The following is a 23,453-nucleotide window of genomic DNA, read 5'->3' as shown; positions in this document are numbered from 1 at the left end:
CCTTGTTGTTTAACTGTTTACTTCTACAATATCCTCGATTCTGCCGTACAGTATCGAGCGTAACGCTGTTTTGTCAATCGCATAATACTCGTGAATGCTTCCGTGCTGTTTGACGAAATACCGTTTGAGAACGTCGGAAAAATCAAAATGATAACCGCTCAAGGCAATTCCACGTTTGAAATAGATGCTTTCCCACACGTTACGGGTAATCCAGTTCTTTTCTTCCCGGTTTAACTTGCCTCCGTTGTTCAGGTGTACCCGCAATTTGTAAACCTTGCTGTCCTGTAATGTCGCCAGTTCGGGAATATCCCATTTGACGAATTTTGTTGCTATCTGTGTCATACGTTTGCTATCGTTTAATCATGGATAATCACTTCATCACGGTATTCTGAAATTTCCTTGCCGCTTTCAAGGCGGACAACTATGGTGTTACCATAGTTGCCCACGATTGTACCTTCCGTGTAACCTTTGTATGGATTGAGCAGTGTGCAAGACAAACCGATAATATCGCTGTCTTCTTCGTATTCGTACATAGTGAATGCGTTTTTAGGTTACAGCTTAATGTCCCACTTGCCTTGCGAGAATATCCGAAAGCTCACGTATTCGTCCTCTAACTCGTATGTCAGTATGCGGATATAGATTTTATCTTTGGCTTCCAAAGAAGCTACCAGTTCGTCGATTTCTTTTTCTGGGTATTCCCAACGGGAAGAAAATTCTGCATCTACAGTGTCGCCATACCGATTGACAAAACCGTTGAAATTATCGTCCAGAAATGCCTCTATTTTATCGAGGTCTTGCTTGTTTTCCGTACTTGCGTGAAAAATGTTTGTTGCATAGTTCGCCATAATCTTAAATTTTGAGTTTTCTTTTTTCCCTCTTGTAGCATCAGCTACTTTCGGGCTTGATTTAATTATGTCGCTTCAAAAGGTGACATGGCTCTTTATGCAGGGTTTCACAACCAAATACTACCTCCGCAAAGCGGAGCGTGGAGATTTTGTCGTGAACCGTCAGGCTGTGACCTTGCATACAAGAAAGACATGTCAAGTACCTTTGCGACACAATTCATATCAGACAGCCCGAAAGCGGATGTGCGAATACAGGGAAGAGAAGATCTCGTGTAAAAGGTTGATGGTTTATAAAAAGGGAGTTGCAGCGAAAAGAAAAATATGCCGTGGAATCTTTTTTTCTTTTGGCTGCACAATGGGACCAGAGTGTTTTACGAAGTTCGGGAAAAGGTTTAGTTTAGTCCATTAGCCTATATATATGCTAAATCAAAGTAAACTATATTTAGGCAGACAAATTTGCCTGCCTATAAGTTTTTCCTTATCTTTGTATGAATTAAAGAAGGCTTGCTTTTCTTTTGGCTGCAATGGTTCTTGGAAGTTCAAATACAACCGTCGGACGAGGAAAAAAATTCTGGTAGGAAGCTGGTTCAAGAAGTCCCGATTATAAGTAAGTGCAAGGAAAGAAACAGAGTGAAAACAAAAAATCGGGAAATGCCTTTAATTAGCAATTTTGTTTCTTATTTGTTCCTCAATTAAAACTATAAAATTTTCAACACACTGAATTTCAAATCATTATATATACTATTTTTGAGAGATTGGATTTATTGTTAAGTAAGGAACTCCGTGGAGATACTGAGATGGATTCTGGTATCTATACTCGTAGAAATTTTAAAGATGATCAGGTCGATGATCAATCTAAAAAAGAAAAAAAGCATAAAGAAAAGGTGAGAGATGAAAAAGGAGGTGACGATCTTTACTACTAATTGCTTGTTTATGATATGGTTGAAAACAAAATTTTAAATATAACATCGGATGATGTATTCAAAGAAACCGATATAACAATATTATTGGATTGGAGAAGAACCCTACTTCAGGCTGCAAGGGAAATGAAGGATCGGTTGCGTGTTTTGCACACAGATTTAGATAAAAACCACTCAGAAGAATTGAAGTCAAGATACATCAGAACCTCTGATGCTCGGAGTTACAATCTTGCTTTCGTTGATATCATAAATCAGCAAATACGCCAGATTAGGGGAACAATAATTAAAAAAGATATTCCAACTAAGTATAAGGCTAAGGAGTATATAAAATATCTAAAGACTTTCCGGACACTCGTGAAAGAAAGTATTGACGAAGAATTGTTTCAGTCTTTGGATAATTTGGCAAAAGAGCGTTCTTCCTGGACTGATACGACAGAATAAATAGAATTAAATCCTTTTACTAAATCCGATGACTATGTCATTCTTGTGATGTCACAAAAATGTTAAATATGAAATGGCGGTTGCCCTCTTTTCCAATTCTTAAGCCTTTGGGATTACGAATCATTGTTTGACGACATGGAAAATGGCAACCGTTTTTGGAGGTCAAAAACTATTCCAATCAATGCTGTCCCAATTCTCAACGATATCTTTTGAGTCTCCAATATAGATACTGTTCCCTTTTATATCACGTAATAAATAATAAGGATTACCATTTTCATCAGTATGTAATGTTTCGAATATCTCTTTTGTGTCTTTTATAGAGTTGTCGGCTTCTTTTAAATCAAAGTGCTTAGCTATTCTATTTGTGCTATCCAAATATGAACATAGTTTCTCTGATTCGTCTTTAAAGGTACATTTCCTATTTAGCTCGTCTAACATATCTTGCACAAAAGCAATTCGTTTGTCTCTATCTCCAAAAGCATTCAGGATTTCTCGTTTTAATCTTGCTTCCTGTTTAGCATTCCCTTTTATTTTTATTTTCATTTTAGTATCTGATGCCAAGGGAATAAATACATTTGCTCCGTTATATGTATCCTTGTTCATTCTCTTATGTATGTGTATGCCTGGTTTAAATTCGATTGGAGAACCATCACCCTGTTTATGGTTATCAATACCTATGATTTGTCCGTTAATTAATGCACGCATGTTTCTGCTCATAATTGAAAGATTTTAAGATTATATGTACAAATATATAAATAAAAAAACCACTATACGAAACTTTTACTCCTTTTTTGGGGAGAAATATTGTTATTTTCTTTTTGACTTTTCAAATTTTATCCCCATCTTTGCAGAAGCTAAAAGTCAAGCATGTTTGTCATGTACATAGAAGCAGCGTTAAGTGCTCAATACGAATTTGGGCTTTTTTTATGCCCATATATCATCTTCTTGGCATCAAGAAAATGATTCGAAATACATAATGAAATGGCGGCTGCCTTTCCCAAAACTTTTTTTGCTCTACGGAGTGACAACTGTTTGACTTTTAGCGAAGCGGGAATGTGCAGCCGTTTCTGTATTTCCGGTTGTTGGGCGGTTCTCAACAAAAAGCTAAAAGTCAAACAGTTATGAAAAAAAGAACTCAATCCGGCAAAGTTCCGGTATCTAAGCTCCAAACATTCTTAAGTGAGCTTTCAGGCATGCTATCTCAAGAAGGTAGCGAGTTTTTCGTTAACCGTTCCGATGACGGTACCACCTCCATCCGCCTCGCTCGAGGTCAGTATTTAACCATTTCCATGCAGAAAGGAGGTCAGTCATGATGTATTTCACAAGCAGTCTTTCTATCATCTCACCTAAAAACCGGACTTGGAAGAAACTCGTTGACTGGATCCGGCAGTTCGAACACGTTCTTATCTTGGATGAATGTTCTCTCGATGCCTTGAAAATGGAAATTGAAGCTAAGGTAAATGAAATTAATGCTGAACATCCTAAACTTAAACCAATCATTTTCAGTGGTGATAACAGTAAATTTTCCGGTTGCATCTCTGCGAGGGTAATGTCGTGTGGATGTCCTGATACTGTATTTAATCTCAATTATTGCATCGTAAAAAGCACATACGCATTTTCAGAAGATAATTCTAAGGAGACCATTTTACTTGATAGTCAGAAAGGAGGTCAATCATGACTTCAGGCAAGGAATTAGCTGTCGATAAGATTGAAACCTATCGGATCAATGGCAAATCTGAATTATTTTTAATCAAGATTGATGGAAACGAAATTGTAGCGTTCAATCGTGAAGAATCTGAAGAAGTGGTATTTCTATTACAGGGTGCACTTAAAAAAGAAAAGGAGGTTGACCATGAACACTAATGTTGATGGAGCGATTATAACTCCCGAAGCCATTCAAACCATTAAGTTTCTTCAGCAAGAAAACTATGTTGATGAAACAGTGAAGCAAATTAACGAGGTTATAGACATCGTCATCGCCGAAGATATTCCAGCCGTTTTAGACTCAGAGAAGGATTGTCTCCGTATTGTGCGTAACCTTCGTTATCTTGCACAACATATATCATCTTTCAAAAAACCTATAAATCATGGATAATCAAGAACAGAAAATCACCGATATCAGCATTTACATAGCTGGATTGCAAGCAACCTATCGTCCGGCTCCGGACGCTCGTCATACCACCCATTGGTTCTCTACCGATGAAGTCTATACCGCTATCAAACGTCTGGATCCTTCGGCCAATATTACGAAGGAACAACTCTTCCAGGCAATGACTGCTGCCGGCTTCAAGTTCCAAAACCGTCCGGGAGCATCCGGATGCGATTTCCGCTGGATGCTTCAGGAGCGTAGTAATAAATAGAAGAAGCCTGGGAACTACCATCGTTTGAGTTCCGTTACACAAAAGATTAGCCGGTCGGTAGTTCCCGGCTTTTTTTGTGTCCTTTCCCCTCCTGTATCCCCTTCCTACATTCGCTGAAAAATAACTTCAGCGCACTATGATTACTGACGATTTAATCAGAAAACGTTTTATTCATGACACTATTTCCCAGGGTATAAACCAAATTTATGCCATTCAGGAAAATGTTGTCCAGGTCAACCTAAAAACCCAATCCGGACAGCTCAAAGCACATCTCAGCCGACGACCTTTTAGTTTTACTGAGTCCGATTCCAGGGAAGAATTCTTCATTCGTATCTTCCCATACCTTCGTTTCCTTGATATTAATTATCGTCGTGGTTCCGATCGTATCTCTCGTCACATTCGCAGTAACCTGGCTCTCTACAATCGTGCTATCTGGGGAGTTCTTTATCACGAGACTTTTCCGCAAATCCGATACGGTTTCAATGACGAGATCCGGAACTCAATCCGCCAGGAACTGGAGCAGGCACTTCAATATGAAACATCTAACAGTTAATTCCCATGGCTAAGAAACATTTATCAGAAGACGAAATCCGTTATATCATATCGGCAGAGAGTTCCGAAGCCCAGAAAGCCGTTCATGCACTGACTCAGGAAAACAAGTCTCTTAAAAAAGAAGAGCGGGAGAGGCGGAAGGCGATGGTCGAGCTCGAGGCCCAAGGCAAAAAAGAAACTGACACTTATCGTAACCTTCAAAAAGAGGTCACAGCGTACTCTAAGCGCATATCCGAGAATAATGACAAGATTAATCGGCTCACCCGGCAGCTCGATGTCAATGCTATGTCGATGCGCCAGCTAAAGAAGCTCGCTAAGGAGCTTACCACTGAACTTGAAGATATGTCGGAGGCTGCCAATCCGGAAGAGTATGCCGCACTCAGTAGCCATTTACAAACAGTGCGTTCCCGGATGGACGAGCTTAGGAACTCTGGAAAGAAAGTATCTCAGGAGTTTGATGTCACCAAATCAGCATTATCCAAACTGAAGGCGATAGCTGTTGCTTTCATCACAGTGAAGTTAGCCGGTTACCTGAAGGATATCGGTGCCAATGCCTATTCAACACGTAAAGAGTTTGCTAAGTACGAAGCAGTTCTTCGCAATACACTACGTTCCCAGGAGAAAGCTGCTCAAGCAATGAAGATGCTCCAGCAGTTAGCTGCTGATACTCCTGCTTCTCTGAAGGAGTGGACCGAAGCTTTTATTAAACTTGTCAACCGTGGCATTAAGCCCACCAGTGACGAACTTACTAATATGGGTGACCTTGCTTCTTCTCAAGGTAAGGACGTTGATCAATTGATAGAGGCCATCTTGGATGCTATGACCGGAGAGAACGAGCGTCTGAAGGAATTCGGTATTAAAGCAAGTAAGAATGGAAATACGGTCAAATATACCTTCCGTGGTGTTACAACTGAAGTTCAGAACTCAGAAGAAGCTATTAAAAACTATTTGTTGTCGCTTGGAAAGCTCGATGGTGTTGCCGGATCCATGGCTGTACAGATGAAGGAACTTGAGGGCATGCAGTCCAATCTGGGTGATACGCTTGACAGCTTTTATAATAAACTTGGCAAGCGGATGGAGTCGTTCTTCAAAAAGGGAATTACTTGGATGAAGAACTTTGTTACAGACTTATCTAAAGCCATAGAACCTCTTTCCGATACTTTTGACGAACAGTTCGAAAAGGTAGTATCTCTTGAAAGGACCCTTCCTTCTTTGATTGACCGGTACGATAAATTGAAGAGTAAGGTTCATCTGAATGCTACAGAGCAGAAAGAACTAAATTCTCTTATTGAAAATATTGCTCGTATTGTACCATCTGCTGTTACAGGGTGGGATCGGTATGGTAGAGCAATATCTGTTAATACAAACAAAGCTCGTGAGTTTCTAAAAGTGGAGAAAGCCCGTTTAAATTATATTAATAAGGAACAAATTGAGAAACTTCAAGCTCGCCAAAAACAAATTGAAAAGGAAAAAAAAGACTTAGAATTTATTTATGATAGAGGTACAATATGGGCTGGGGGAACTGGTGCTTATCGTAGTAAGGATAAAGGTGTACATCAATTGACAGAGTTCGAAAAGGATGAATATTCTAAGCAAATAACTGCTTTGGGAGAAAAGTTACAAGGAATTGATGCCGAACTTGATAGACTTACCGGCACCGATATTGAGAAAATGGTGCAGAAAGAAATTGCAGCTACGGACGCTGCTACTGCTGCCCGGGAACGCTTCACAAAAATGAATAAATCCATGCTATCAGCTTGGCTCAAGGACGAAAAGAATGCTGCCGATCAATACAAGGAAATAGCCCAGGAAGTTTACGACACCCGTTTTCCGAAAACCAATGCTACAGAAGACAAGTCAGACCCGAACGCAGTCGCTCTCAAGAACCTTGAGTCAACTCACAATGCCGAAATCAACCAGATCCGGTTAGCCGGTCAGGAGAAACAGCAGGAAGAGAGTGAAGTTAACTTGGCCATATTAAAATCAGATCAGGCATACTACGAGAAGCGTATCGTTGCTCTTGAGAAATTTAAAAAGAACGAGAAGAAGTCTTCTAAACAGGCTGAATACCAGAATCAGATCGTTACTGCCAAATCTAAACTGTTGGATATCGAAGTCAATATGGAGAAGCAGGCCATTGCCTCTATTGAGAAACTCCGCTCCGATGATTTAACCAGGGAAAAGAGTACGACCGAAGCTTATAAACTCTATTACACCAAGTCCCTGTCCGAGAAGAAGATATCGAAAGAGCAATATGATATGCTTATGTCTTCTCTTGATGTTGCCAGTACCGAAACCCGCTTAGCTATCGAACAGCGTTATCTCAACGATGTAAACGACTTGGAGCTGAAGAATGGGCAACTCAAAGCCGATGCTGTCAAGAAGGCAAATGAAGCGGTGATGACCGCTGATCAGAATGCTGCCAATGCCCGTGCTGCCCAGCAACAGAAACTGGATGACTTTATTAAGGATTTCAAATCTCAGTTTAAAGTAACTACTGTTGATGAAGATTATGATGCCCAGAAAAAGGTTCTTGAAGCATCTTATCAAGCCAGATTACAAATGGCTAAAGAGGAAAATCTTGATTCAACTAAGTTGACTGAAGCCTATCATCGTGCACAAGAACAACTTGAACTGGATCATCAACAACGTATTCAATCTATTAAAGATCAGTACGGCATTTCCACTCAGCAGGAGCGTTTCGATGCCGAGCTTGCCCAGTTGAAGAGTGCTCACGAACAGGGTTATCTGGAAGAAGAAGAATATCAGAAGGCCGTTCAGAACCTGAAGCGTGATTCCTTTAAGAAACAATTCGACTATTACTCCAACCTCTTCTCCGGGGCGGTTCAGGCACTTCAGCAAGCAGAAATGGATAATGTCGATGCTCAGTATGATGCCGAAATTGAAGCAGCTCAGGGAAATTCAGAGGAAGTGGAACGTCTCGAGAAAGAGAAAGCCCAGAAGAAGCTCGATATCCAGAAGAAGTATGCCGATGTCAACTTCGCAATTAAAGTCTCCCAGATCATTGCGGATACTTCGGTCTCTATAATGAAAGCCTTTGCCGATCTTGGTCCCATTGCCGGCGCGATAGCAGCTGCTCTGATGGGGGTTACCGGTGCAGCTCAGATAGCATCTGCCAATGCCGAACGTCAGAAGGTTAAGAACATGACCTTGTCCGGATCCTCTTCCTCCAGTAAGGGTGGAGCCCGTATTGCAACCGGTCGCCAAGAAGGTGGTAAAATTGATGTCCGTCGTGCCCAGGATGGTAAACTCTTTCCGGGTACCGATTACGATCCTGATGCCCGGGGCTTCATAGATCGTCCCACGGTAATAGTTGGAGAGGGACCGGTCGGTCAGTCTCGGGAGTGGGTGGCAAGTAATGCTGCAGTCGAGAATCCCACGGTTGCTCCTATACTCAATCTACTCGATCAGGCCCAGCAAGCCGGTACTATCCGTACACTTGATCTTAATCAGGTGATTCGGGCACGGATGGCCGGTTTCTCCTCGGGTGGATCTGTCGATAAGTCGCTTTCGGTTCCTCCTGATAACTCTAATCCGGATATTGGTGTTACCCTTCCACCTGAATTAATGCGGAGATTGGCCATGGCTGTTATCTCAATTGAAGAAAATGGAGTGTCTGCTCCAATTGTTCTTTCCGAGATTGATAAGAAGCGGGCGCTTCTTGAACGCTCTCGTTCCATTGGTTCAAAAAACGATTAACTTTTAGAATATGAAAATTATTAATACGGCCTCTGGTCTGGCCTATCAGCTAACTTCTGGTACACAACTTAAAGTTGAACGTCCTAATCTGTTCTTTAATGAGTATGGTGAGCAGACATTTCCTTTAGATTTACCGGATACAGATCTTAACCGTAAACTTACCGGTTACTCTGACATGCTTGCCAATCGCAAGAAACCTTTTGCTAACATTCAGGCGACTATTCAGGATGGAGAGTATTTTATGCCTTGTAGACAGGCTATTTTAGGTGCTCAACGAAAAAAGAGTATATCCACCTCCTTTTACATGAACGAGGGATCCTTTCTGTCCAGGATATCGAAGACTTCTTTGGCAGAAGTGTTTGGAACTGAGACAATACCAGGGGTATCGACTGTCACTCAAGGGATTTCATTTTGTAAGTCACTACTTGATAACTCTAATCCGCATTTTGCTATTTTTCCTATCTTGGTTGAACTCGATGGGCAGCGTCGATTTTGTAACCGGATGAACTACATGGATGTAAATGGAAAAGTAGTGACTTCTACATCCGGAGTTTTGGGCTTTTATAATGAATTTCCACGTTCTGAGACAGTTAATGACAGTCCTGTTAAGTTGGAACCGGGTTATTATATGACTCCTTTTATTCGTTCCTCTTATCTTCTTCAGCGCATCATGTCGTATTTTGGGTATACTCTCCAAGAGAATTTTTTCACTCGAACTGAGCCGTTCAAAGATATGGTCTTTGTAAATAATACGATTGATTCTTTGGTGAATGGTTCAATCTTGCTTGCTCACTTAGTTCCTGATTGTCTGTGTAGTACAATTCTGAATGTGTATCGAAAGAAGTTTTGCTGTGAATTTGTATCGGATGAATCGAATATGACAGTAAGTATTGAACTCTTTAATGAAATCATGTCCTCCAAAGCAGAGTACGATCTTAGTTCTATGCTTACGGCGTATCCAATAGTTGATGTACCTGAGTATAAACAGATAAAACTCTCTTCTGAGAAGGTCATTCAGGATGGAGACTCATTTGATTCTATAATTGATTTGAAGGCTAAGTATCCGGAAGCATTTTATGATCCGGATGATGGCGCTTTTTACAGATGGGGATATGACAGTACTGATAGAATTCTGCAGAAGGTTGCATCTGCTACGATCCCTTATTACATCGGAGGTAGTTTAAAGACTAAAGAAATTACTTGTCCGGATTGTGCCTATTCTATTGTTTACGGTGCATATGATGATATTACTGCTCAGGACTATCGTAGGGGAGTGGAGCGTGGTACTTTGGCACCCTATATTGGAGACGGGCGCTGTCTGAATTCTACACTAAGACTTCCTGGTGCCAACGATGAAGGAGAACCTCAAACTCCTATTACGACATCAGATGACGGACAAGCACCTATTCTCGTATTTGTTTGTAAGGATGGAGAATCTTGTAAGGGGACAAATCATACCAATAATGGTAAATGGAAATATTCCTTATTGTATCCTGGACCTGATGGAATATTTGAACGCTTTTATAGGACATTGGATGATTTACTACGTAATTCGTTGATGCCTGTTAAGGCGGAACTTCTTTTATCTGATTCTCTGAAAAATCGTATAAATGCTCATCATAAAGTTCTCCTTCAGGGGCAGGAACTTCTTGTCAATAAGCTCTGCTATCATTTGGGAGGGGATAATGCTCCGGTAGAGTCCGAGTTTCTTACTACACACTTATATGAGCCTGTCCAAAGTGCTGTTTCTGAGTCAGATATTCTTGTTGAGAATAAGACGTATAAATGGAAGATTCTTCGTTCGACTACGATTATTACAGAGCAGGAGTATAATGATTCTCCTGTTCAAATTGGACAGTTCGATCCTCGGGGAGCATCCCCTCTTCCTGCTATTTATCCAATGCCACCAACTGAGGTGCAATATAATCAAGGAGGTAATTATTATCATCGGGAATATGCACACTATTACGTAGAGCGAGGTTCGAATTCTAAAGTATATTATAAAGTTGACTGGTATCTTACTCCTGTATTATATTCAACTCCTGACTCGGCTCATTCTCGTCCGACTTGAGAATTTTTTGTCCTTTTCATTTTTGTTTCTCACTCTTATTTTTGTTACATAAAATATTTGCTATGACGATTCTTCAACAACCCGATGTGCTTTCTTTGAGTGGTAATATTGCTCCGTTTCGTATAAATTCAGCAAGCCCGGTCTTATTTACGTTAAGACAAGGCTCTGAGGAGATATTATCACATCGTTATGCTCCTGGACAGGATGGGTATATTACTATTGATATTCGTGATATTGTTCATGCCCGTCTTTCTTTCTTGCTTCAAGAGTCTTCAACGGTTTATGTCCAACCTTCTTTAGCGGCCACCTTTACAGCTGTTATTGATGGTACAGAGGTCAATTTTCGTGTTGTTCGTGCTGGAGTCGATAGGCTTACGGATACCACTTCTAATTTTCTCACACAAAACTTCCTTTCTTGGCAACCTTCGGTTAAGCCAGTTACATATTATTCCCCGGAATTTCTTACTTACTATGCAATCCTCCCTTGCAAAGCAAAACTCCGTGCCTATTTTACTGATAGCTCTGGAAATATGATCTCACAGCAAGATCTTGAACTATACACCTTTGCTTCCGGTAATGCCTATACTATTCCATTGCAATATGCGATAGTTGCAGGTCGGTTGGGGCATAAACTACCTGCCTATTATGATGTTTGGATAGAAAACAACTCTTCAGAGCGTTTAACATATATACAACGGTATTATGCATCCGATATGCGCTCGGAGCAAGAGCAATGGATTCTATTCGAAAACTCACTTGGAGGAATTGATACTTTTCGTGCTTATGGTACAACTGATTTTATAGGTGAACACACACATAATATTGCGGAAGTTGAAGATATAGCTTTTGAGTATCGGGTAGACACAGAACGGAAATTTCAAAAAAATACAGGGCATCTTAATCGGAAAGAACGGCAGTGGTTACTTGATTTCTTTCCTTCTGAGGTGAAGTATATTTATTCAGGTTCTGCTTTGCGACGCATAGTTGTCGTAGAAAGTAATGTTACTTATACTGACCGAGAACTTCCGAGTCATTACACGTTTACTTATCGTTATGCAGACGCTCGCCCATTATTGAATCTTCCCAGAACTGATATTCCTACTGAAGTACTTAATATTACAGTACCCGAAGTCGGTTCTTTTACGGTGCCCCCTCGACTTGTTGAATTTTCTCGCTTATCACTAACTGAGGGGGCACTATTTCCTGTCCAGCAACCTTATTCAGAAGAATGGAATACTACCACAGCAGGTGCTTTGGAAGAATATATCTCAAATAGAATTTACGCAAAATACAATGCTGCTTGGAGTAAGCAGATATACTTAATAAGAAGGAATGATAAGACTCCTCCAACTGAAGAAAATGCTTACTCTGCCTTGGAAGCTGATAATAGGTTTCTTACTAAGGAAGAAGTTCCTGACTCCTACTTCACGAAGAAAAGATCTCCTGATGGACAAGAGTACTTGCATACGAATTATCCACTTGTACTTGAAAGGTATGCTGTTTTTGGGCATGGTGATACTCCTTATCTTCCTTCCATGTTTGAAGAAATTCCTTTGGATCAGCAGACTTTGGGCTGGAAGGATGGGGTAATTACTGTGTTAGGAGGTGGAGGTTCTGACTTCGATGAATTGGCCATGTGGGGTGTCCTCGGTAAAGAAGGTGTTCAGCAGATCGACAAGTCACATTTGTCCGGTGCTCTTGCCGGATATGCGACAGAGAAATTTGTCACAGATAAAGGTTATATCACTTCCTCCGCTCTTACCGGCTACGCTACGGAGACCTTCGTCAGAGAGAACTTTGTAACCCTTGCCGGTGCCCAGGAGATTACCGGTGAAAAAGATTTCACCGGCGGACTGAAAGTAAACGGTGGCCTGCTCGATTACGATCCGACCGAAAGAGTTTGGAAACTGAACGGTAATATGCTGATCTCAGGTAACATCACTTTCGGCTGGGACAATGGAACATACACAGCTCCGACCCTTCTTGATCTGTTGCCTTATGATCCGGCTACCCTGTCAAAAGAGGGCGGCCGGCTGTCAGTAATCGGCAGTGCCGGTTCAAGCTTCGACGAATCCGCCATGTGGACCGCACTCTTGAAAAGTGGTTCTCAACAGATCGACAAATCACATCTGGGTACAGCTCTTGCCGGATATGCAACAGAGAACTTTGTAAATACGAACCTTAATGCCCTGAAAGGAGCTGGTCTTCCAACTACGGAAGGATATCGCAATGTTACAGAGATAGCCAATACTCTGCTTACCTTTCTCACCGGATCAGATACCGACTCGACAATCAACAAATGGAAGGAACTTGAAGCGTTCCTGGCCGGATTCTCCGAAACGGATACCCTTGCTACTGCTCTATCTGTCAAAGCGGATAAAACCCGTAGCATCATTGCTGGAATCGGTCTTTCCGGGGGCGGTGATTTGTCTGCGGATCGTACCTTGTCCCTTTCTCCTTCCGGGATAAAGGCCGGTACATACACAAAACTCACTGTTGACGCTTATGGTCGCGCAACGTCCGCATCAGAGTTGATAGCCTCTGATATCCCCACTTTAGAGATTAGCAAAATCAATGGTTTGCAGGATCGTTTGAATACCTTCGTCACCCTCGCCGGTGCTCAGGAGATTACCGGTGAAAAGAATTTCACCGGCGGTCTGAAAGTAAACGGTGGCCTGCTCGATTACGATCCGACACATAAAGTCTGGAAACTGGATGGTAATCTGTTAATCACAGGTAGCACAACCTGGAATGCGGTGGGCGATTATACTGCTCCGACCCTTCTCGACCTGCTACCTTACGACCCGGCCACTCTGTCGAAAGAAGGTGGCAGACTTTCCGTTATCGGTGGCAGTGGAAGTATCGGTGGTGGAAACATTATGTTGAACGGCACACTCTATGAAGCGGCTAACGGAGTCATCACACTGCCTGATTTATATCAGAAAACACCTAATGGAACCGCATCACAATTTCTCAAGGCCGATGGTAGTGTGGATTCCAACCTTTATGCATTAGCGTATGGTGGTGACCAAAACAGTATTCAGTATTCAAGTAAATCTAATTACTTAAGAGTTATTGATAGAAGAAATGACACAATACTTCCAACCTCTTATGATAATTATAATATTAGTGGCTTATTTCATATGTCCGGCATGCCATCATCTAACTGGTGGTCAGGTATTCATGTGAAAGGTTGGGGAGAAGGTTATGCTACCTGGGAACTTGTTGGTCCTTCTTCAACAGATAACACTAATAATAGATTATACTATAGAGATGGCAAAGGTTCTTCTTGGGCTACTGATTGGAAAGGTATAGCTTTTCTCGAAGATTGTAATAAAGTTGCAACTCCTTACTTTGAGGGACAAAATATATATTCAGACTATGGGTGGTGGGTAGTTGCTTTATGTAAACTTAGTCCTGCTGATTCTGAATATAATTATGCAAGCGGTACTATGTTTTACAGAAGAGGAAATGGTATATATGGCAATGGCTCTGTAAACTTTAGTGTTATGAAGAAATATAGTACTACTAATGTTTATGCAGGAGTTATATATAATGGATTTGGAGTATCTACAGATGAAGATGCTCCTAAACTATGTACTTTTACTTATGGTGGAGTTAAATATTGTGGTCTTAAATGGACAGGAGCAGCAAGTTTAGATAATATCAAAACTCTTATATATGATATAAGTTCTACAGGATTACCGTTTTATGTCAAGTATTTCAATTCTCAGAGTGGAGAAGTATTTAACGCTGAAATAAAAAATTCTATTGTTGAACTTGGAAGTGATATTATATTATATAATACCAGTACACCTTGTGGATTATTTACATCTGCTAATAAAGGTTTAGAGATTAAAGCTAAAGACAACGCTTGGGCATTTACAAGATATAATACTAATGGTAGAATAGTCGATACTGGTTTATCTGGTACTACTGCTGGTTTAGCAGGACAAGCAGGTAATTATGAAATTAGACCTGGAGCAAATAATAATGAAGGAGTATTTGTTAGATATAGTGGAAGTTCTTATGGCAAATTTGCTGTAGTTAATAGAAGTGGTTCAGAATGTTCTATTGGATATTATAATAACGTCAACCCTACAGGGGATAAACCTGTTTGGACAGTAGGCGCTGGTATTAGGAATCAATGGTCATTTGATTGGTGGTATTCAGATGCTGGTATTAAAATGACTATGGATAGTGATGGTAAACTATTTGTTAATAGAAAAAGTGGAGATGCACCAAGTATTTCACTTGCTATTGGGGACAATGATTCCGGTTTACATCAGATAGAAGATGGAAGAATTAGATGTTATTCTAATAATAAGGATGTTGGTAACTGGGGCTATACTGATGCCCGTTTTCATAATGTAACATTCAGAGAAGCAAGCAACAACGACTATAATGGCTTGGGTCTTATGGTTAATGGAAATGGAACAGCTAATACAGTTAAGCCTGGTATTGGTTTCCATCAGCCGGGAGTATATGCCGGAAGTCTTAGGCTTGATGGTGCAGGAGGTTGGACATTTGCAGTTCAAGGAGGGAGTACCGGCGGTACTGTCAGCGCAGGTTCTTTTTATGCCAATGGAGGCTGGTTATACAGTAATGTTAATGGTTGCGAGATAAGAATAGGTAGTCAAAATACAAGCTATGTTCATATAACGAACAATGCTAACAGACCGTATTATATTGATAATACTATTAATATATCCGGCACTATATCTCCTTATTCAGACAACACTTATGATTTAGGCAGAAGTGCAAGTAAATGGAATTATATATGGGGTAATCACTTTATGGGTAATTCTGCATCTGCCACATTTATACTTCCGAACTATGTCGGCGGACAACAGGCGAATCCTCAAACCTATTTCAATAATAGTATGGGGGTCAAAGTAGCTATGACAGGCGTTAATCCTGATTCATATTGGGGCGATACTTTATGGATTAATGGATATTGGGGTACTGATGTCCCGGATATGTGTGCTTTGCATTTCTCAAGGGGCGGTGCTCCTCTTATTTATATAAGCAGTCAAAAATATCACGCTACGAGTTATGGCACAATGTACCATATATGGACCGGCTATAATTCAAACCATTCTTCTGCCGCCTGGACTTGCAGTACCTTAAATGCAAACGGAAGAATTAGCACTACCTCTGATATATATTCTACCGGTTGGGTCAGGGCCGGCGGAAGTAACGGATTCTATTGTGAATCCTATGGCGGTGGCATTCACATGACAGATTCGACCTGGGTACGTGTCTATAATGGTAAACAGTTCTATGTAGGCAGCACCTCTTCCGATGCTATCCATACCGCCGGAGGTATTAACGCAAGTGGCAGGATTTATGCCGGTGGTCACCTGAGTACTAATGGTGGGCTTGCTGTAAGTGGAATTTATGGCGGCTCAGGCGCATCAGGTTTTAATGTGTATGCTGTATTCCAGGGCAGGTCAGACCATGGAGGAATAGAAGTGAGGGCTTCTGACAATACCTTTGGTATCGGTGTACACTCCAATGATCACATGTACTGGTGGTGGGGAACATCAACCTCAACCAATTCCAGTTCTGGAAAATCCTATATCATGGACTATGGCGGCGGTAACTGGAGTTTCACCGGTAACCACTACGTCTCCGGCTATTCAACCTGGGGTTCCGACTCACGTTATAAAACCTATCTGGGTGAAGTAACCCTGCAATTGGATCAGATCGCAGACTCACCCACTATCTACTACCGCTGGAACAGCAAGAAGAGAGATCGTGACGGACTTCTCCATGTGGGTGGTTATGCTCAGTACACCGAGCAGATCCTTCCGGAACTGACCCATGAGACAAGCGATTTTAAAACGATGGACTATGCTGTATGCGCATATGTGTATGCAGTGCATGCAGCCCGGTTCCTCCGGAATCATCTCCTTTCAGACTATGAATGGAAGTCGGACACGGAGTTGAGAATGGATGCTTTGGAAAAGGAAAATATCAAATTGAGAAACAGAATTGAACAATTAGAAAGGAGGGCTGCTTAATGGCGGTATATAATCGAATCCCTGAGCGGTTTACTAACCTGGATATCCGCGATACCCTGAACGCTTATGGTGGAAGTGTGGGTGATAACTCGCTTAACTATTTCTCAGCTGCTGCACGCATTAACATGTGGAGCAAACGTAAACCGGTGAAAAGAAATATCATGTTTAATACGGAGGACCCGAACTGGTTCCGTGCCGATTCCGGAAACTACGGTATCAATGTCCCCCGTGCAGCGGATATTGCGCTACTGACCGGAACTTACACCTATGATATACCTGTTCAGGGATCGTACAACCTGCGTGTCGGTGATTTTGCCGGATACAATCCGGAAGCTACCGTACCATTCACTACCATGCTTCCCTCCGGACTTATCCTTGCCTCCGGCAGTGCCACTGTTGTGAAGTTGATGCTGAAATCACTTGATTCAACATACAATGTTGTCCCGGCCGATATATTCCCATCTAATTCATATTTGGGATGTGCTGTCACATACGGAGCCCGGACGCTTATTAAAACGCTTTCGGTTACAATCTTCAATGGAGGGGTAACTCTGAACATATCCGATTGCGAGCTCTTGAAATCAGATAAGACGGGAGTCAGGATAAAGGTATTCATCTGTACATCGCAGGTTCCATCCTGGCAGGGTGAAACGACACAATCCTATTACAGCTTGAACGCAGAGGACGGCTTTGATGAATCGACCGTTGATATCGTCACCCCGCATGCCGATGTTTACTCGTTCGGCATCCTTGGACTCAGCATTATCGAAGCGAGAAAGATATCTTTAATCGGTACGGCGATTATCAACTCCGGAAGTCTCTTTCAAGAGGGCCACTTAATAAGCAGACTGGATAATAATTACTATTTAAAGTCAGTAAAAGTCGTTGCGACCCGTGCAAGTGACGGTGTTACTGTTGCCGAGAAAGCACAAAGCATAACATCTTCCACTACACCGACACGCTTAGGAAACGACTGGATGGCAGGTGAGTCCGTCAACTTCAGAACACCGGTCTCTATGCCGGATGTTCCGGCCCTTCCTGCTAATGATTATTATCATTTTACATGCTATTTTAGATTTGAATGATATGGAAAGAGTAAAACTATTTATTGAAGGTAACCTTATTGTAAAATATGGTTACAAAATGGGGGGGGTAAAATCTCCTTACAACAAAAGAAAGAGGATTTTGAGTATGAAAAACTAATTGAAGGTGATTATGTCTATAACGGTGAAACTGGCGATATCGCTTTGTCTGGCAGTATTACTTTCCTTCGGAAAGGAGGTGAGGATGGCTGTTTATAATGTTATTCCTGACCGTTTCACGAATCTTGATGTTCGCGATACCCTGAACGCAAACGGTGGTAGCGTCGGGGATAACTCAAGCGATTATTTTGGGGTCCGGGCGAATGTGAACATCTTCTCTTTGAAGAAGCCCGTTAAATTCAACAAACAGTTTGTAACGGATGCCGATGCTTGGTGGAAAGCTGATAATGGGAATTTCGGTATCATCCTTCCTCCGACCGGCTCTCTTCCGGCTGTGGGTTCCCCCATGTCTCCTTGGTCATGGGATTTTCCCGGCGGTAGCGGCAGTCCGTTGAGGATTTCAGATTATGCAGGCTATAATCCTAAAGCCCCACATCTGTTTTCGATGCATCCGGACCCCGGCCTGTATCCCAATTCGCAATTCAGATGCTCCATCCTGCTAAGGCAGAATGCTGAGATATCCATTAATAACATAGCTGATATCAGCAGGGCTTATATGGGTGTGGTGGTAAGGCATCAGGCAAACGGAGAACTTCGATTCCGTACACTGGACAGGTCCGTTATGGAGATGCAGCAACAAGAATATGCAGTGGTACTGGATGTGCCGAATTGGCCGGACGGTAAAGTGGATGTTTATATGGTTGCTTCCTATGCTGAAGCTTCAGAGCAGTCTTACAGTAGTATAAATGTGACTCTGTTTTCAATGAATCAGGGTCCTTTAGAGACAGCTTACATGGTCAAGACCCTTGCCAAGCCTGTACCGAACAGCTTTAAATTTGATTATAAGGTCGTTAATGACTTTGCGAATGAATATCATTTGGAATGTACATTTACGTCTATTAAAGGAGCATGGGAGAAAGCCCGATTCTCAGTATTCCTTGAGTCTGATCCGATTGGTGCTTTCCTCGGTGGTATGGGTGAGTCTTTATCTCCTGCTCCGATCGGAGAAATGCTGTCACAGGGAGAGTCGTATACATTCAACTCTCAATCATTTACTCGTGTACAGACTTCTCAAAATAACTATGTAAACTATACAGCGAGATACTTAGGAGACAATTATCAATCCGGCTCTATCTTCTTTAGAGCCAAATAAATTAGAATAATGGAAAATCAAGAAACAAAAATCAGTAATGTAACCACTTCAATGAAAGTGGAGAAAGAGATCAACGGATTTAAAGTATCCGGAACGGTCGAAGTCTATAACGACAGTAAACGGATCAAGCGCATTGACGCTTCCGTACAAAAAACAGATTCGAACGCTATGGCACCTTTCAAGTATTCCTTTACGGTTACCCGTGGACTGAACGATATGGTCAATCCATCTGAGGAGAATGAACCGGAACGGGACCAGGCTCTGACAGCCGGCATCGAATTTGAGAAAGCTGTCGAACAGGCTGTATCCGGTATGATATTTAACACTATCGTAGAATAACATTAAAACAGAATCAATGGAAAATCAAGAAACAAAAACAGAAAAGAAAATCGTGAAAGTGAAACTCAGTGATGCAATTAAGAAGGCATCTATCCTGAAAGCCGTTCTTCTTGCTTATAAAGATAAGGAACTGTCGGCAGAGCTCAAATCTAAAGTGATGATGACCCGTATTTATTACGGCAAATTTCGCAAACAGTTTGAAGAGGATGTAAAGGAAGCCCGTGAAGGGCTGAAGCCGGAAGGTTATGATAAACAACTTCAGGAAATCGACGAACTGGAAAACAAGGCCCGTGGAGATAAGGACATTCGTAACCTTACTCCTGAAATGCTAAAATCTGCTCTCACCCAAGAGGAATACGACAAGCATGAAGCTTTCATGCCAATTTTCAACAAGTATATGGAAGAGGTCACTAACTTCAAATCTGAGAAGTTGGATGAAGAGGTGGAGATGGAAGAAAAGAAATTCACTCAGAAAGAGTTCGATGAAATTCTGAATGTCAATACCGCTGAGAGCTATAATCTTGACCTGTGTATGCCCTATAACGGTAAGAATATGATCTTTCCCGGATCAATGAAAAGTGCCGATTTTATGGAGGTACTGTATGAAGAATTGGTAGGGTAAATGTAATTTCGCCCAACCTTCTCAGGCTGGGCGGAATGTACGGTATGAAAGAGGAATGGATAATTGGTTTATACTCATACCGTATAGTTGGTAATGCGTATTTAAGATTTATACTAATATAACAATTAAATCGAAAAAAAGTTGAAAAACGATCTTGCTTGTTATGTAGGACGGTAGGACAGTAGTTTATAAATAATAGCATGTACAATATTTCCATGTAGATTTTAGATGGAACCATTGAAATGCTTGGTTTCCTCATGCACAGCTAAGTTATTACCTTTCAGATATTGGTTGGTAGTCGATATGTCTGAATGTCGTGCTTGATCTCTTGCAATAACAATTCCTTCAGCGTTGGCCAGGTCGCGGATTCCAGAATCCTTTAATGAATAAAATTGATAATTCTTCGGAAAGCTTAAAAGGGCTCGTATCTTGGCAAAGTATTCTCGGAAAATTCTGGCATCTGCTTTCTTCTCCGCTGGTTTAAAATCTCGACCAAACAAAAAATAGTGGGAAGGATTATCAAATGTACCAAGCTCAATCATCAGTTTTATTAGTTCGTCGTTAAGTCCTACCATTCCATCTCTACGGTTCTTTGATATCGATGATGCAATGAATACCCGTTGCTCTTTGATATTGATATCCTGTAGGCGAATGTTTGTTAGTTCATCGGGACGTATAAAGGTGTAATACTCCATTCTACATGCGAGTAAATAGAATTTGTTTGTTTCTTCAAGGTAATCCTTCATTCGAAGCAGGTCCTCTTTGCTTAAGGCTGATCGGAATTTTATTTCTTCTGCTAAACTCTTAATCTTTTCCACTGGATTATTTTCTAAATATTGTTTCTCAATTAGCCAACTGCAAAATGCTGAAGCCCATACTCGGTAGTTGTTACGGGTCCGGGGGGATGCATCTCGATCCAATAATATGTAATCGAGGAAGTCACTAATGTATGCTTGATTGAATTGGTAGATATATATAATAGGTATGGCTAAGCTGGAATTGTAATCCATCAACATGTTTAGTCGCGATTGATAATCAATGTTTGTTTTTGCTTTCAGTGCTGAAGTGCTGGTCAATTTATTAAGGTATTTACGGTAGAGTTCGCATACTTTATAGAACTCGGCATATTGGCGTGAGTTTGATGCTTCAGCCCATGGATTCCATCCTGATCGGAGACGATTGGTACAGTTGGTTATAATTTCGGCAGCTTGTTTTTTGCGTGCTGATTGTGATTTTATAGAATCAAGCATGTACTTTTTGCGTCGCATTTTACCTTCTACCGGGTCGTAGCATAGAAAATCGACATACCAATTTTTTCCTGTGTGTAACTTGGGTAACGTGTAGTTGATAACTTCGTGTAAGGAAGCTCCTTTTCTTGTTTTAGGGCACATTTTTTTTACATTCTTTCGATTGAGAAGAATGTAAGCGGTTAATTCTCTATTATTTTTTTAGTCCGACATTTGTCCGACCTATCTTTAAAAAAGAAAGGCAAATAACTATTTTACAGTCATTTACCTTTTATTTAGTTGCGGAGGCCTGACTCGAACAGACGACCTTTGGGTTATGAGCCCAACGAGCTACCAACTGCTCCACTCCGCGATGTTTCTGTTTTGTGAGTGCAAAGGTACGGCTTTTATTTGAACTACCAAATATTTCGATATTTATTTTTCGATAAAAATGTCTTTTTTATGCTATGTTCCTGAAAATCAGAGATGATCTGTTTTGCTTTTTTTTATAGTGTTTTCAGGTACAATTGTTAATAATTTATTTATTTTCTTGTGTGGACGAAAGAAAAGAATTACTTTTGCACAAATAATTCAGCAATGTGCAATTAACCTATGACCGTATCAAAAACAAAAGCCAAGTTAGTAGACGTTGCCCGTCAGCTTTTCGCCAAGATGGGCGTGGAGAATACTACAATGAATGATATCGCTCTTGCTTCTAAAAAGGGTAGGCGTACGCTCTATACCTATTTTAAAAGTAAGGATGAAATCTATTTGGCTGTTGTAGAGTCTGAACTGGATATTCTGTCGGATATGATGAAGCGTGTGGCAGATAAAGATATCTCTCCTGATAAAAAAATTATAGAGATGATCTACACGCGACTGGATGCAGTAAAAGAGGTGGTTTATCGTAACGGAACACTCCGTGCCAACTTCTTCAGAGATATTTGGCGGGTGGAGAAAGTCCGCAAAAGGTTTGATGCAAAAGAAATGCAACTTTTCAAAAGTGTGCTGAAGGAAGGACAAGACAAAGGGGTGTTCCATATAGATGATGTGGAAATGACCGCTGCGTTGGTACATTACTGCGTAAAAGGCATCGAGGTGCCATATATTCGAGGACATATCGGGGCGAACCTGGATATGGAAACCCGAAAAAGATATGTTGCCAACATCGTGTTTGGTGCACTACATAGAACAAAAATTAATCAATAATTTAAATTTAGTATGGGATTATTAGATGGAAAAACAGCCATTGTGACCGGTGCGGCTCGTGGTATTGGTAAAGCTATTGCTTTGAAGTTCGCTTCTGAAGGAGCAAATATCGCATTTACAGATCTTGTTATCGACGAAAATGCACAGAACACAGCGAGAGAAATCGAGGCAATGGGTGTAAAAGCTAAAGGATATGCTTCGAATGCTGCCAATTTTGAAGATACTGCAAAGGTGGTAGAAGAGATTCATAAAGATTTTGGATGTATTGATATTCTGGTTAACAATGCAGGCATTACTCGTGACGGATTGATGATGCGTATGAGTGAACAGCAGTGGGATATGGTTATCAACGTAAACCTGAAATCTGCTTTCAACTTTGTTCATGCTTGTACACCGATTATGATGCGTCAGAAAGCAGGAAGCATTATTAACATGGCGTCAGTGGTAGGAGTTCATGGTAATGCGGGACAGTCTAACTATTCAGCTTCAAAAGCCGGTATGATTGGTTTGGCTAAATCTATCGCACAGGAGCTTGGCTCTCGTGGTATTCGTGCCAATGCCATTGCTCCCGGATTTATAATCACTGATATGACAGCCGGCCTTTCGGAAGAAGTGAAAACTGAATGGGCTAAGAAAATTCCATTGCGCCGTGGCGGTACTCCTGAAGATGTGGCCAATGTGGCTACTTTCCTTGCTTCTGATATGTCTTCTTATGTATCAGGACAGGTGATCCAGGTTGATGGTGGTATGAATATGTAATATTCGGT

General features: G+C 41.2%; 20 protein-coding genes and 1 tRNA gene. 15 read left to right on the top strand and 6 right to left on the bottom strand.

What is annotated here, in order from left to right:
- Positions 1-9 precede the first annotated feature (9 nt).
- From R3O62_RS01730 to R3O62_RS01720, 3 genes are read right to left on the bottom strand one after another with little or no spacing between them, the layout of a single operon-like run.
- Positions 10-342 (bottom strand): hypothetical protein, encoded by a 333-nt coding sequence (locus tag R3O62_RS01730; RefSeq protein WP_005777168.1) that lies wholly within the window; start codon positions 340-342, stop codon positions 10-12.
- Between the two features lie 14 nt (positions 343-356).
- Positions 357-533 carry a hypothetical protein gene (locus tag R3O62_RS01725; protein ID WP_004289506.1) on the bottom strand — a complete coding sequence of 59 codons (177 nt, stop codon included), beginning with the start codon at positions 531-533 and terminating at the stop codon, positions 357-359.
- Between the two features lie 18 nt (positions 534-551).
- Complete coding sequence (locus R3O62_RS01720; RefSeq protein ID WP_004289507.1) at positions 552-845, bottom strand: hypothetical protein; 294 nt, start codon at positions 843-845, stop codon at positions 552-554.
- A gap of 938 nt (positions 846-1,783) precedes the next feature.
- Here R3O62_RS01720 and R3O62_RS01715 point away from each other — a divergent pair.
- Positions 1,784-2,206 carry a hypothetical protein gene (locus R3O62_RS01715; protein WP_317472931.1) on the top strand — a complete coding sequence of 141 codons (423 nt, stop codon included), beginning with the start codon at positions 1,784-1,786 and terminating at the stop codon, positions 2,204-2,206.
- A 162-nt stretch (positions 2,207-2,368) separates the two neighbouring features.
- Here R3O62_RS01715 and R3O62_RS01710 read toward each other — a convergent pair whose 3' ends face one another.
- Positions 2,369-2,923 carry a hypothetical protein gene (locus R3O62_RS01710; RefSeq protein ID WP_413958295.1) on the bottom strand — a complete coding sequence of 185 codons (555 nt, stop codon included), beginning with the start codon at positions 2,921-2,923 and terminating at the stop codon, positions 2,369-2,371.
- Between the two features lie 404 nt (positions 2,924-3,327).
- Between R3O62_RS01710 and R3O62_RS01705 the strand changes: the two genes are divergently transcribed.
- The 12 genes from R3O62_RS01705 (at position 3,328) to R3O62_RS01650 (ending at position 20,251) form a co-directional block, all read left to right on the top strand.
- Positions 3,328-3,519 carry a hypothetical protein gene (locus R3O62_RS01705; RefSeq protein WP_005810988.1) on the top strand — a complete coding sequence of 64 codons (192 nt, stop codon included), beginning with the start codon at positions 3,328-3,330 and terminating at the stop codon, positions 3,517-3,519.
- Positions 3,520-3,880: 361 nt separating this feature from the next.
- Positions 3,881-4,069, top strand: a complete 189-nt coding sequence (locus R3O62_RS01700) for a hypothetical protein (RefSeq protein WP_005810984.1) — start codon at positions 3,881-3,883, stop codon at positions 4,067-4,069.
- Positions 4,059-4,301, top strand: coding sequence for a hypothetical protein (locus R3O62_RS01695; RefSeq protein ID WP_005810982.1), 243 nt, complete (start codon positions 4,059-4,061; stop codon positions 4,299-4,301). Before R3O62_RS01700 ends, R3O62_RS01695 begins: the two co-directional genes overlap by 11 nt.
- Positions 4,294-4,566 carry a hypothetical protein gene (locus tag R3O62_RS01690; RefSeq protein ID WP_005810980.1) on the top strand — a complete coding sequence of 91 codons (273 nt, stop codon included), beginning with the start codon at positions 4,294-4,296 and terminating at the stop codon, positions 4,564-4,566. Before R3O62_RS01695 ends, R3O62_RS01690 begins: the two co-directional genes overlap by 8 nt.
- A 136-nt stretch (positions 4,567-4,702) precedes the next feature.
- Positions 4,703-5,119 (top strand): hypothetical protein, encoded by a 417-nt coding sequence (locus tag R3O62_RS01685; protein WP_317472933.1) that lies wholly within the window; start codon positions 4,703-4,705, stop codon positions 5,117-5,119.
- A 5-nt stretch (positions 5,120-5,124) separates the two neighbouring features.
- On the top strand, positions 5,125-8,838 hold the full coding sequence (locus R3O62_RS01680; protein ID WP_317472934.1) for a hypothetical protein: 3,714 nt from the start codon (positions 5,125-5,127) through the stop codon (positions 8,836-8,838).
- A gap of 10 nt (positions 8,839-8,848) precedes the next feature.
- Entirely contained in the window at positions 8,849-10,909 is a 2,061-nt protein-coding gene (locus R3O62_RS01675) for a hypothetical protein (protein ID WP_317472935.1), read from the top strand.
- A gap of 62 nt (positions 10,910-10,971) precedes the next feature.
- On the top strand, positions 10,972-16,935 hold the full coding sequence (locus R3O62_RS01670; protein WP_317472936.1) for a tail fiber domain-containing protein: 5,964 nt from the start codon (positions 10,972-10,974) through the stop codon (positions 16,933-16,935).
- Positions 16,935-18,020 (top strand): hypothetical protein, encoded by a 1,086-nt coding sequence (locus R3O62_RS01665; protein WP_182115098.1) that lies wholly within the window; start codon positions 16,935-16,937, stop codon positions 18,018-18,020. The genes R3O62_RS01670 and R3O62_RS01665 overlap by 1 nt, the downstream gene beginning before the upstream one ends.
- A gap of 130 nt (positions 18,021-18,150) precedes the next feature.
- Complete coding sequence (locus R3O62_RS01660; protein WP_234141959.1) at positions 18,151-19,290, top strand: hypothetical protein; 1,140 nt, start codon at positions 18,151-18,153, stop codon at positions 19,288-19,290.
- Between the two features lie 9 nt (positions 19,291-19,299).
- Positions 19,300-19,629: a hypothetical protein gene (locus tag R3O62_RS01655; RefSeq protein WP_005810966.1), complete on the top strand. Its 330-nt coding sequence runs from the start codon at positions 19,300-19,302 to the stop codon at positions 19,627-19,629.
- 16 nt (positions 19,630-19,645) lie between these two features.
- Positions 19,646-20,251: a hypothetical protein gene (locus R3O62_RS01650; RefSeq protein WP_317472937.1), complete on the top strand. Its 606-nt coding sequence runs from the start codon at positions 19,646-19,648 to the stop codon at positions 20,249-20,251.
- Between the two features lie 224 nt (positions 20,252-20,475).
- Here R3O62_RS01650 and R3O62_RS01645 read toward each other — a convergent pair whose 3' ends face one another.
- A complete protein-coding gene (locus R3O62_RS01645) occupies positions 20,476-21,642 on the bottom strand; it encodes a tyrosine-type recombinase/integrase (protein ID WP_005810962.1) in 1,167 nt (388 codons plus the stop codon).
- A 135-nt stretch (positions 21,643-21,777) separates the two neighbouring features.
- Positions 21,778-21,850, bottom strand: a tRNA-Met gene (locus R3O62_RS01640).
- Positions 21,851-22,089: 239 nt separating this feature from the next.
- On the opposite strand from R3O62_RS01640, the gene R3O62_RS01635 reads away from it, so the two are divergent.
- Together R3O62_RS01635 and fabG are read left to right on the top strand one after the other, a co-directional pair.
- Positions 22,090-22,686, top strand: coding sequence for a TetR/AcrR family transcriptional regulator (locus R3O62_RS01635; RefSeq protein ID WP_005783024.1), 597 nt, complete (start codon positions 22,090-22,092; stop codon positions 22,684-22,686).
- A gap of 12 nt (positions 22,687-22,698) precedes the next feature.
- A complete protein-coding gene (gene fabG, locus R3O62_RS01630) occupies positions 22,699-23,445 on the top strand; it encodes a 3-oxoacyl-[acyl-carrier-protein] reductase (RefSeq protein WP_250738440.1) in 747 nt (248 codons plus the stop codon).
- The last annotated feature ends 8 nt before the right edge of the window (positions 23,446-23,453 follow it).

The sequence above is a fragment of the Bacteroides hominis genome, from assembly GCF_033042785.2.
Classification (GTDB): Bacteria; Bacteroidota; Bacteroidia; order Bacteroidales; family Bacteroidaceae; genus Bacteroides; species Bacteroides hominis.
The sequence above is the reverse complement of the archived record's forward strand: the minus strand, read 5'-3'. Positions and strand labels throughout refer to the sequence as shown.